At 63.0% G+C, this 12,386-nt stretch carries 4 protein-coding genes; 2 read left to right on the plus strand and 2 right to left on the minus strand.

The window, feature by feature from the left end:
* Positions 1-123 precede the first annotated feature (123 nt).
* Complete coding sequence (locus tag ACE3OH_RS12350; RefSeq protein ID WP_374352905.1) at positions 124-6,681, minus strand: ExeM/NucH family extracellular endonuclease; 6,558 nt, start codon at positions 6,679-6,681, stop codon at positions 124-126.
* Between the two features lie 388 nt (positions 6,682-7,069).
* Between ACE3OH_RS12350 and ACE3OH_RS12355 the strand changes: the two genes are divergently transcribed.
* Entirely contained in the window at positions 7,070-8,704 is a 1,635-nt protein-coding gene (locus ACE3OH_RS12355; protein ID WP_374352910.1) for a methyl-accepting chemotaxis protein, read from the plus strand.
* A 566-nt stretch (positions 8,705-9,270) separates the two neighbouring features.
* Here the strand turns inward: ACE3OH_RS12355 and ACE3OH_RS12360 are convergent.
* Positions 9,271-9,900 carry an SGNH/GDSL hydrolase family protein gene (locus ACE3OH_RS12360; protein ID WP_374352913.1) on the minus strand — a complete coding sequence of 210 codons (630 nt, stop codon included), beginning with the start codon at positions 9,898-9,900 and terminating at the stop codon, positions 9,271-9,273.
* Between the two features lie 617 nt (positions 9,901-10,517).
* Here ACE3OH_RS12360 and ACE3OH_RS12365 point away from each other — a divergent pair.
* Positions 10,518-12,386, plus strand: a 1,869-nt coding sequence (locus ACE3OH_RS12365; RefSeq protein WP_374352916.1) for a TonB-dependent receptor plug domain-containing protein, incomplete at its 3' end; no start/stop codon positions are given.

Here is a 12,386-nt window from a genome sequence, read left to right on the forward strand (position 1 = left end):
GCCGTGGAGCTGACACCGACAGGCAACAAAAAACCGCGCCAGACGCCGGCGCGGTTTTTTGTGTGCTGCGGGCTAACTGCCCGCCCCACCCAGCAGCAGGCCGGACGAGCACAAAGCACTGCCCTAGCGCACGCTGAACCCCTGCACCTGGGTTTGCTTGCCCACGGTAAAGCGGAAATAGAGACGCCCGTCCTGGCCCAGCGCAAAGCCCTGGCCCAGCTCCTTCGCCGCGCTTGGCAGGGTGGTGCTCAGGTTGTAGTCGGGCGTGGCAAGGTAACGGCCGCCATTGGGGTCAATCAGGTTAACCGTGTCGCCATCGAGCTTGAGCTGCCAGGACAGCGCCTTGCTCGCGCTGGCCAGCTGGTCCAGATCGATAAAGCTTGGTGACAGCAGCTGGCTGCGGCCAGTGGCCGATAGCAGCTGCGCCTTGCCCGACGGGGTAAGCGACAGTTGCGGGGCGGCGCTGCTGCTTTGCGTGCTGCCAGCAAGCTCCAGTGCCGGGCGCGCCAGCAGTTGCGTGCCCTTGCCATCGGCCAGCTGCACCCGGCCATCGTCGCCGATGGCGATGCGCCACAGTGGCGCCGCCTTCGCGAGGCCCGCCACATCGTCCAGTGCCGGCACCAGGTGGTAGCGCACACCCTGAGCGGTCAGGTAGAACGAGCCATCGCTCGCTTGCGCCAGCTTGAACTCGGTGCCACCCACCACCTCGTAACGACCGGTGAAATAGGCACGCAGGCTGCTATTGGGCGCCTCGACCTCGATCACCCCGTCGTTGCGCTGCTTGAGGCTTGCACCGAGCGCACGGCTCAGTGCGCTGCCAAGGTTGCCGCCGAGACGGCCGATGGTGTTGCTGCCATCGAGGCGCGGTGCCACCGCCGGATAGGCGGCCAGACCATCCGGTGCTTTCAGGCTCATATCGTCGCCGGTCTTGCCGGCAGTGCCGCTGAGCGAGCCGAGGAAGACGCCGATCAGCTTGCCGTCCTTGCCATAGCGCGCCACTTCACCGGCCTGCAGGGTCAGATCGGTGCTGACGGTGGTGCCATTGCCCGGAGCGGGCGGCGTCGGTGCCGGGTTCAGACTGGCGGCCAGGTGCACCACCACCTCGCCCGACTCGGCCGAGACCGACACGCTGCCGTCGCTGCCCCGTTGCAGACCGGCCTTGCCCGCCAGCTTGCCGCTGGCCAGCACCAGGCTGCCGCTATTGGCATCACTACCCAGCGATACGCCACCGATCAGGCCACCGGCTGCCTCGTTGCCGGCAAAGGCCTGGCCCTGCAGCAGGCGCAGACCCTGGCGACGGCTGCCATCGGCCTGGGTGAAGCTGGCGGTTGCCACACTGGTATCGCGCTCGCTGCTGGTCGATTCCGGATTGGTCTGCACGGTGACGGTATTGCCATCCACGGTGAACACCACCGGCTTTTGCGCCGGCAGCGACAGCAGCACGCGGTCGGGTGTGTTGGCAGCGAGCTTGATAGCGCCAGTCGGGCCATTGCCGCGTACTACCAGCACGCCGTTATCGGCGACACCGACCAAACCACCCAAGGCAGAGAGGTTAGTGATCATATCGGCGCTGGCCGCCGCCGCTGCGCCACCAAGCTGGCCGCTGACCTGCTGCGGCGGCGCGCCGGCTTCGCCATTGAACGGATTCGGCGTCGGTGTGGGTGTAGGCGTTGGCGTCGGGGTAGGTGTCGGCGTCGGCGTCGGCACCTCCAGCTTCAGGCCAACAATCACCGGATCATGGTCGGACGAGCGGAAGGCATTGGCCTGGTACAGGCTACTGATCTGCCCGGCCGACTTGAACTCGGTGTTGTAGTCGAGGAAGGTCGGCTCGTCGGCATTCACGTTCCAGTGCGCGGCGCCGACGATCTTGCTGGCAAACGAGGTGGACGCCAGTGCATGGTCGAGCGAGCCGGTAAGGCCAGAGAACTGGTAAGACTCGCTGGCGGTATCCAGATGGTCGTAACCGCTGGCGCGCAGGATATCGAGCGGGTCTTCCTCGGCATAGGCATTGAAGTCGCCGAGCAGGATTACATCATTCACCCCGCTCTGCTGCTTCACCGTGGCCAGCCAGGCAGCGAGCTTGGTCGCTTGCTGGCGACGCTTGTCGTTCCAGCAGCCCTGGCCATCCATCTGGTCGGCATCGAGCCCGCTGGCACCGCTGCAGCCCTTGGACTTGAGGTGATTCATCACCGCAATGAATTGCTTGCCGCTGGCATTGTGCTTGAACACCTGAGCCAGCGAAGGACGATCGAAGATCGTGTCGATCAGGATCTGCGAATTACCCACCGGCGTCACACTGGCTGGCCTATACAGCAGCGCCACCTTGATCGCATCACCACCGCCGCTGCTGCCGCCGGCGTTGTAGGCCGGCATGGACTCGCTGACCTTGGCCCAGTTACCAGCACTGGTGGCGGCATTGAGGCCGTTGACCAGGTAATCGAGGGCGGTCGGGTCGATGTTTTCCATTTCCATAATGCCCTGCACATCGGCATTGATGGCGGTCAGCTCGGCCACCGTCTTGGCGTGCTGGCGGGCGAACTCGGCGGCATTGTCGGCGCCACGGGCGTCCTTATTGCTGCTGCTCAGCGTCTTGAAGTAGTTGAGCACATTGGCCGCCGCCACCCGCAGATTGGCGCCGGCAAACTGCGGCGCTGCCGGGCGGGCAGCGTACTGGAAGGTCGGCGCACCATCCGATGGCTCCACCACATAGGCATTGAAGGCATAGTGCAACACGCCGGTCATGCCGCTCACCGTGCTACCGAGGCGCAGGGTGTGGTCCACGCCATCGACAAACGGGATCGGATCGGGGTTCTGGATGGTAAGGCCGTCATCGAGCAGGATGGAGCGGCGGGCATTGAGGTCGGCCATCGCATCGATCGCCGCCTTATTGCTCTTGCCGGTGCTGGTGGTGCCCGATGGTGTGGCATCGTTCGGGTCGATCACATTGGTGGGCTGCAGCAAGCGGCCACCGCTGGACAGGGTGACCTGGCCGTAGCGGCCCAGCTCGTAGTTCGATGTCACGGTGAGCGTATCGACAAACTGCACGCGCATGCCCTCATAGCGCTCCAGATCGGTGCTGGCGCTCACCGGCAGGCTGATCTTGGCGGCGCTGGGCAGGGTGTTGCCGCTCGACAGCACGGTGATCTTCAGATCGGGGCCATTGGTGATCTCGGTCTCGCCGTTGAATTCCACCACCTTGCCGGTCACCCGCACCTTGTCGCCCTTGGCCACGCTGGGGCTGGACAGGCCGGTGTAAACAAACAGGCCTTCCGAAGTCAGCGGGTCCTTGTCGGCATCGGCATCTTCTTCCTGGATAAAGAAGCCCTTGAGGCCGCCGGTGCTTTCAAACACGCCGGTGACGATGGCTTCCACCGATACCACCTGATTGAGCAGCGGCGTCGCGCTGCCATTGCCCTGCACATCGTGGATGTACGATAGCGACGGCTGGGTGGTGAGGCTGTTGGTGGAAACGCTGGAATACAGCGCGCCGCTGGCCACCACGAAATACAGCTTGTAAGCGGTGTTCACCGCCAGATTGCTGAGGCTGACCGTGCCAGGCATGCCGGCCACCATGGCCTGGCTGCCGCGCAGGGCGGCAGCGGCGCCGCTGGCATCCTGGCCGGCCACTACCTGGGCCGCGGTTGGCGCGCTGGCGGCGGCTGGCAGCAGCACGTAGTAACCGGTGCCGGCCGCATTGCTGGTGACGCTGAAGCTGGCGCCGCTGCTGCTCACCGAGCCGAATGCCGCACCGGATAGCTGCGGCTGGCTCACCGTTGCGGCGCCCAGAGTCACCCGGTCGATGCGGAATTTCTTGAAACCCTCGTAAGGCAGATCCTTGGCCGCCTTGCCATCACCGTAGTAGTCGACATCGCCGGCATCGCTGATCAGATCGATGGTGCTGGCCTCATTGAGATTGGCCGGCACCTCGGCAATGCCCTCGGGCGAGCTGCCGAAATTCGGCGCGCTGAAGCTGCCGAGGCTGGCGCCACGCGGCAGCACATTGATGGCAAGGCCGCTGCTATCGACACTGCCGTCCCAGCTATACAGGCGGAAATCCTTCGGCGCCGTACCGGTGGCGCCATCCGATGGCCCGGCCAGGATCAGATACTGGCCGGCGGCATTTTTGTTGATATCGCGAATACCACGACCGCCCAGATCCATGCGGATCGGCAGGCCGAAGCTGGCGCTGCCGACAGTGCCGCCATTGCTGGCGCTGGCCAGGGCGTCGAGATTCTTCAGCGGCACCAGCAGCGCATGGGTGCGGCCGGCGGCCAGATCGGCGCCCGGTGCGGCCACCAGTGGCGCGCGGAAACCGAGCCAGCCAGTGCTGTTGTCGCTCGCGGTGGTCAAGCCTTCCATGCTGAAGCCATCCAGCGTGCCAGCCTCCGGTGCCTTGCCAGCGGCGGCGCTGGCGGTAAGGCCCAGCGCATTGGCACCGAGACCATGGCCATTGCTGCTATCCCAAGCGAGCAGATCGCTACGCAGGTATTTGTAGTAGCCACGCGGCGTCAGCTGCACGCTGGCGCCGGTGCCGGAGAAATCGGTGGCAAACAGGCGCCAGCGATCCGGCCGGATCTTGCCCTTTTTGCTATTGCTGTGCGAGCCGAGCCAGTAAGCGCGACTGCCAACACGGGTGACCGCTTCCAGATCGGCTTCGCCATCGCAATCGCTACCGCTGATGCCTTCGCAATTGGCGCCGGCCTTCAGGCCCAGCGCGCTATCCACATCGAGGCTGGCTACCGGCGCGCCGGATTGATCGCGGCGGATCACGCAGAGGCGGTTCGGGCCGCCCTCGTCGTCGGCAATGATCAGGTAGCTGGCATCCACTGCCAGCGCCGCCGAGGCATCGGCGCGGCCGGTGTACCAGCGGGTGCTGGCGCTGCTGGCGGTATTGGCAGAGGCCGCATAGTTCACCGTGACATCGGTACTGTCCTTGCCATCGGACACCCGCAGCACGATATCGGCATAGCCCGTGGCCAGCGGGTTGGCAGCCACGCTGACCTGGCCGCCGACATTGTTCACCGTCACATTGGCGATCGGCAGCACGCTGGTATTGCTGCTGGACAGCACGCTGACGGTGAGCGCGCCGGCCGCCGTTTCGGCATCGCTGATCTGGAAACGGGTTTGCGGATTATTGGCATCGCCCACCACGCCAGAGAAGGCTGGCGGCGCCACCGTGATGGTGGGCGCCGTGTTGGTGGGGCCGGCCACATCGTTATCGGCAATGGTGATGCTCTGCGCGATCCTGCTGCCCAGTTGCAGGCCGGCACTGGGGTTGTTCAGGGTAATGGTGGCGGTTTCGCTGCCCTCCACCAGGCTGTCGTCCACCACGGTAAAGGTGGCGGTACCGCTGGTCTGGCCGGCGGCAATGGTGATGCGGGTAGTGCTGAGCGTGTAGTCGCCTGAAGTAATGCCTGCGCCGCTCACCACCAGATCAACCGTCTGGTCGCTGCTGACCGGCGCCGAGGCCGTGGCGGTCAGGGTGATCACCGTGGCAGCGGCTTCGCTGCCGCTCGTGGCCGAGGCAGTCAGGCTAACGGTCGGCAGCGCGGCGGCCGGCGCTTCCGGCGCCAGCGCCACGCCACGGAAGGCGGTATTCGTAGCGGCGCTGGCGATGGTGCTCACCGTGCCGAAAGCGGGCGCGCCATTGGCATTGCTATCGGTCACAGCCATCAGCTTGCTGCCGGTGCTGATATACACGGTCACGCTATTGCCATTGAGCACGGCAGTAAGGCCACGCGCGGTATCGCCAATGGCGGCGCTGCCAGCCACTACCCAAGTCGTGCCATCAAAGCGGTATTTGATGACTGCCTTCTTGCTGTCGTCCGCCACATACAGGGTATCGACGCCGGCTACGCTTGCGTCCAGATCAAACAGGGCAAAGGCATAGGGCGAGGGCAGATCGGTGCTATTGATGCCGGGCAGATTGCTAGCCGAGGCACCGGCGGCGGTTGGCAAGCCGCTGCCGATGCTGAACAGCCGATTGCTGCCAGAGCCGGAGCTACCGAACAGCTGGCCGGCGCCTATGCCAAGCGCCCGGATATTGGTGATGGTGGTCTGTACCAGCTCGACGCTACCGCCCTTGGCCGATAGCAGGGCCACACCCGAAGTGCCTGGCGACGCCGCAGTGGCGCCGGCCACCCAGGCGCGCGAGCAATCATCGCTGATCGCCGAGCGGATATTGTTGGCGTTGAACAGGCTGGTGCCGAGGCTGGAGCTGCTGTCCACACTACCATCGGCTGCCACAAAGCCCACCAGGCGCGGCACGGCTGCAGCAGTTGCGCCCGATGCACTGCTCACGCCAGCCTGGCCCGGCGTGGCCGAGTAGCCGGTCAGCAGCAGGCAGCGGCCATCGGCCGAGCGAGTCAGCATACCTTCCGAGCTGGCGGTGCCGTTGGCGGTCAGCGGCAGCTGGCTGCCCGCGGCGGCGGTCGGCATGGCAATCGACTGCACCAGGGTGCCATCGCTGCGGTATTCATCGAGAAACACCGCCGTCGGGACCGATGTCAAGGCAGCACTGCCGCTGCCCACCCGATACACCACCAGATTGCCGGCCGTGAATGCCGCCGCCATGCCCGGCACGGTAATGCCGGCCGCTACCAGGCTGGCCAGCAGAACGCTGCGCCGTGGCAAAAATGACTGGGCCGCCAACCGACCCGCTGTTTTGTGAGTTTCCCGCATGCTGCTCTCCCTTGTCCGGCGCGGCATGCGACGCACTGCTGGCGTCTGGCTCGCGCAAAAAGCCGGCACTGTGCATGGGCAGCATTACGCTCGCTTTACGGCGCCACGCCAGCCTGGCGCCCACAGCCCAACCCGCCAGCGCCGGGGGAGCGAGAAAGGAGAAAATATTTTATTTAAAACAATTACTTGGAAAATACCGACCCACCAACACCAGCGAAGACCACCGGCACCGGGCATGCCAAAACCGCCAGAGGCGTTGCTGAATCGCCACAGTAGGGCTAGCACCGTGCCACCAGGCAGGGCCGATCGTTTGCTATACCAATGAGGTCGGCCCTGCGCCGCCTGCCGCCGCACCGCATGCTCGCCCAAACCCTGCCCGGATATCGCCATGAACCGATTCAGCCTTGTCGCCAAACTGTATGCAGGCTTTGCACTGATCGTCGGCATCATTGCCCTGCTATCAATAGTCGTCAGCCTCAGCCTTGCACAACTGAACGATTCGGCAGAGGTGCGCGCCCATACCTTGCGGCTGCGCATGAACTGCGAAGCCACTGCGGCCGATTTAGGCGTGGCCACTGCCGGACTGCGCAATTTCGCCCTCATCGGTACGGAAAGCTCGCAAAAGCTCTATGAAAAACATCTGAACGAGTTGTTGAACGAGTCTCTGCCCAAGCTGAAACAGGAAACAGTCGGCCATCCGGACGAAGAAGCCGCTCTGGTCAAGATTGACGGCATGATTTCGGTCATGGTGAACGACTACATGAAGCCGTTCTTTGCGAAAGCACAGGCAGTCAAGGCGGGACAAGCGCAGATCGACGACCTGAAGAAGCTGTCACTGGAACTGGGCGACAAGGCAAGGCTGACCGTCATTGTCGGTGAACTCGACGCCATGGCCGATCGCGCAGACGCCGCCAATAAGGATGCCAAGAGTGTTTACCAGGCGGTGAAGCAGCGCACCGACCTGCTGCTGTGGGGCGGCACCTTGCTGGCTGCGCTGCTGGCAACCGTCACCACCGTACTGATAGGCAACAACACCCGCAGCCGGCTGAACGAGGCATCGCAGATCGCCGAGCGCATTGCCGCAGGCGATCTGCGCCAGCCGGTGCGCGTGGATGGGCAAGATGAAATCAGCCAGTTGATCCGGGTACTGGGCAATATGCAGGATCGGCTGCGCGGCATGATCGCCACCATCCAGCACAGCGCCCAGGAGCTGAACCGCGATGCGCAGCGCATTGCGCAAACTTCCGAGAACGTTACCCGCGCCACCGAGCAGGAAAGCCATGCCACTGCCTCGATGGCGGCAGCGGTGGAACAGTTCACCGTCAGCGTCACCCATCTGGCCGACAACGCCCAGCAAGCCAGCGAGCTGGCACAAACCTCGGGCGAGCAATCACGCAGTGGCCGCGAGTTGATCCGCAGCACCAGCAACGACATTGCCGGCATCGCCACCATGGTGCGTGCGGCATCTGACCAGATGCGCGAGCTGAGCGGCCATGCCCAGCAGATTTCCGCCATCGTCAATGTGATCAAGGAAGTATCGGACCAGACCAATCTGCTGGCGCTCAATGCCGCCATCGAGGCGGCTCGCGCCGGCGAGCAGGGGCGCGGCTTTGCCGTGGTGGCCGACGAGGTACGCAAGCTGGCCGAGCGCACCGGCCACTCCACCGAAGAAATTGCCGCCACCGTGCAGAAGATCCAGGCCAGCAGCGCCACCACCCAGCAAGCGATGGACAATAGCGTGGCGCGGGTGGAAGGCGGCGTGCAAAGCTCGGCCCAGGCCGAATCGGCCATCGTCAGCATCACCGAGTCGTCCAACAAGGTGGAAGAAGTGATCGGCGACATTTCCACCGCCCTGGCCGAGCAGCGCTCGGTGGCAACCGATGTGGCGGTCAGCGTGGAGAAAATCGCGCAGATGGTCGAAGAAACCAATCGCACCATCGTCGACGCCGCCGAAACCTCGCGCCAGCTGGGCAAATTGGCGGTGCAGCTGCAAGAAGCGGTAGCGATTTTCAAATTGAATTGAGCGCGCGCACGGCAGCGACGCTCAGCTGGATCGAACAGCAAATGCCCCCGGCGCGGCATTGCACCATACGGCCTCGGGCCCCCGACGCGAGCGGCAGCGTGATCTACCCGAGGCCTTGATCAAGCGCCAGCATGTAGCAAAGTCGGCATCGCCTTCCGGCAGGGTCCAGATTGCACCCAGGTGGTCGGGCAGCAACGCCCAGCCGTCAATACGATACGGTCGCGTGGCCCGCACCGCTTCGATGCCAGCTCGCAGCGCATCGCGGATGGCCGCACCCGAGAGCACCGGCCGCCGCCTCGCCGATACCACCGTAAAGAAGTACGACCCACCCACCGCGTCCGCACGTCCATACCGCGCCATACCCTCACCCGCGAATTGGAATCGGAAGCTGGTAGTGCGGGTTAGCCGCAGGCGTAACCCGCAAAATCAACAATCAGATCAGCGCCGATCGGCAGCAACATCATCGACCGCCAGTCCGCGCGGGTTGATAAGGCCAAGCCGCCCTACAGGGCTTACCGCCAAACTGCGACAGGCTTGCAAGCCGGGAGGAGTCCATATACGCAATGTCACTGCATATGAACCTGCGTGAGCCTACCGATGCCAAGTGATTCGAGCAGATGCTGGGCGATATTTGTATGGCCGACAGCATTCGGATGCGTGTGGTCATCCATCCACGCGATAGGTTCTGAATCTCCAAACTTAGACTTCCAAAAGGCCTCGTGATCGACAAGCACGCAGTCGAATTCTGCAGCCAATTCACGAAGCCTTTGCGAATAGGCGGCGAGATACTCGCGTCGATTTGGTGGTGCAGAATTGGTGACCAGGACAGGCGTTTGAATAATGACTGTCGCATCTTGATTCTGCGCCTGCCGAATGAGTTTTCGCATAGAGTCGTCGAAACGAACCATCCCGGCCGCGCCTTCCAGGCAATCATTCGTGCCGAATGACAGACTCACAATTTGAGGATTGAATCTTCCGATCAAGTGGTCGTAATGTTCATAAACTTGCTGCGCGCCCCAGCCTGACATGCCGCTGTTGATGACCGTATCGAAGAGGCGATCAAGCTGCCATCGTAAGCGCTCGTGTACGTGCTCCACCCAACTCCGGGCGCCATAGGTATGCAGTACTCCCTGCGTAATGCTGTCACCGGTCATTACCCAAAGAGTTGGTGAATTAGGTAGTTTGAAATTCGCCATGGATTTGGCCTAGTAAGGAAATTGATTTGATGCCGAAGGGAGCCATGAATTGAGCTTGGCCGCGACTTCCGGATACCGACATAACATCTAGGCCGCCGTTTTCCGTTTTGTCATCGACTCGGCATATCACTTCACCGGGGATGTGGTAGCCGATGGACGGATGGCGACGCTTGCGATTGTAGAACAACTCAATGCAATCAAAGAGGTCCTTGCGTGCCTCGGCACGCGTCACATGGCGGCAGTAACAGGCTCGCTCAGTCAACCCGAATTGCACGACGTATACGCCCCCCTCTTTCCGGCAATGCATAGCGGCACAGCCCTTCCATGGCCGCGCGGCGCTTCAGACAAGCCCTGCCCGGGCTAGCAATGCACGCTGCCAGTGCATTACGGCATATGACCCCTGTGCCGAGCATGAGCCGGCCCCTGGCTGATCAAGGCGAACCACCCACTTAATAACCATTAGTTAATTTTACATCGTTTACAAATTCTTAAATCGCATATCAAGCCTCGCTACACTGCAAGCCCGTCAATCAGCAATGGCCTGCCCCTACCGGCCGGCAGTGCTTAGGGAAGGCGCCCTACCCTGCGCCCTGACCGATAACAATGAGGCTTACCCAATGAATACACGACAGCCCTTTACCCCCCGCTTGCTGGCCCTGGCTATTTCTGCCCTGGCGCTGGCCGATGACCCGACTGCGCCACCTGCCGACAACAGCCAGATCGTGGTGACCGGCTCGCGCATTCCGCGCGCCGCCAAGGAAGGCCCGAGCAGCGTTACCGTCATCACCAGCAAGGATCTGGAGCGGCAGGGCTATCGCAATGTTTATGACGCCCTCAACCAGACCACCCAGAACACCGGCTTTACCCAGGGTGCCGACTTCGGCAATACCTTCACCCCGGCGGCCAATGCGGTCAGCCTGCGCGGCCTTGGGCCCAACCATACCCTGGTGCTGATCAATGGTCGCCGGGTGGCTGATTACCCGATCGCCTACGAGGGCTCGGTCAATTTCGTCAATCTCGCCAATATTCCGTCGGCGATCGTCGATCGCATCGAGATCCTCAATGCCGGCGCCTCGGCGATTTATGGCTCGGATGCCATTGCCGGCGTGGTGAATGTGATCCTGAAAAAGCAGATCGATGGCTTCGATATCAATGCCAAGCTGGGCACGACACAGCGCGGTGGCGGCAGCAGCCAGCGCCTGCAGGCATCCGGCGGCCTGCAATCGGGCGCGCTCAATGGCGTGTTTGCGGCGGAGCTGAGCCATAACGACCCGATCTGGAGCAAGGATCGCGACTTTATGGCGTCCTCCACCCTCAATGGCGAAGCGCCGACGGCGATCTGGAGCCGGCGCAATCTGGGCAATGGCAAATTCCTGAGCCCGGCCGACAACTGCGCCGGTTTTGCCAATCTGTTCGACGGCAGCACCGTGCCCTATACCAACAAGAAGGGCACCTTTTGCGGTAGCGGCAAGGCGCAGCCCTCGTTCTGGACTACCCGCACCGGCAACGACAGCCAGAATATCTATGGTGGCCTCAATTACCAGCTGGGCGACACCACCCTGTTTGCCGATTTGCTGGCCGGCTTCAACCATACCTGGAACAACACGCGCGGCCCGTCGTGGACTTCGGCGTCCAGCAGCAATAGCTATTTCTACAACCAGAACACCAAGAGCCTTGAAGCCTGGTCGCGCCGCTTTTCGCCGGAAGAACTCGGCAGCGCATCGAACTACAACAAGGAATGGCACGATACCGCGCTCAATTTCTCGCTGGGCGCACGCGGCACGCTGGGCGATTGGCATTATGAGACCGCCTACAATATCTCGTCCTACACCAGCCGGGCACGCACGCCGCGCATCCTGGCCGGCATCGACAACTACTTCCTCGGCCCGCAACTGGGCACGGATGCCGATGGCGTAGCGATCTTCGCGCCTGATCCGGCCCGCTTCAACAAGCCCCTAGCGCCTGGCGAGCTTGCCAGCCTGTTCGGCTTTACCGAAAGCCGCAATACCGCCTGGTCGCACGCTTTGAGCGGCAGCATTTCCGGCGACTTGCTGGAGCTGCCAGCCGGCCCCCTGAAGGTGGCGGCGCTCGGCGAAATCGGCGGCCAGGGCTTTGCCAACAAGGCCGACCCGCAAGTTGCCAAGGGGGTGTTTTACAACCTTGCCAGCTCGCCCGACGTGGCCGGCTCGCGCACCCGCTATGCCGCCGCGCTGGAACTGCGTGCGCCGATCACCCGGCAATTGCAGGCCACCCTGGCCGGCCGTTATGACGATTACAAATACGCCGGCAGCGGCGATAGCCGCTTTACCTATAACGGCAGCCTCGAATACCGGCCACAGCAAACCCTGCTGATCCGCGCCAATCTGGCATCGAGTTTTCGCGCGCCCGATATGAATTACCTGTTCCGCAGCCAGACCAAGGGCTATTACGCATCCAGCACCGACTACTACCAGTGCGGCCTGAGCGGCCAGCCACTCGACAAGTGC

The organism is Chitinimonas sp., from assembly GCF_041904975.1.
Taxonomy (GTDB): Bacteria; Pseudomonadota; Gammaproteobacteria; order Burkholderiales; family Chitinimonadaceae; genus Chitinimonas.

What these genes read in the sequence shown, in the direction of transcription:
- ACE3OH_RS12355 (WP_374352910.1), top strand. Translation starts at nt 7,070, where the DNA reads ATGAACCGATTCAGCCTTGTCGCCAAACTGTATGCAGGCTTTGCACTG.
- ACE3OH_RS12360 (WP_374352913.1), bottom strand. Translation starts at nt 9,900, where the DNA reads ATGGCGAATTTCAAACTACCTAATTCACCAACTCTTTGGGTAATGACC.
- ACE3OH_RS12350 (WP_374352905.1), bottom strand. Translation starts at nt 6,681, where the DNA reads ATGCGGGAAACTCACAAAACAGCGGGTCGGTTGGCGGCCCAGTCATTT.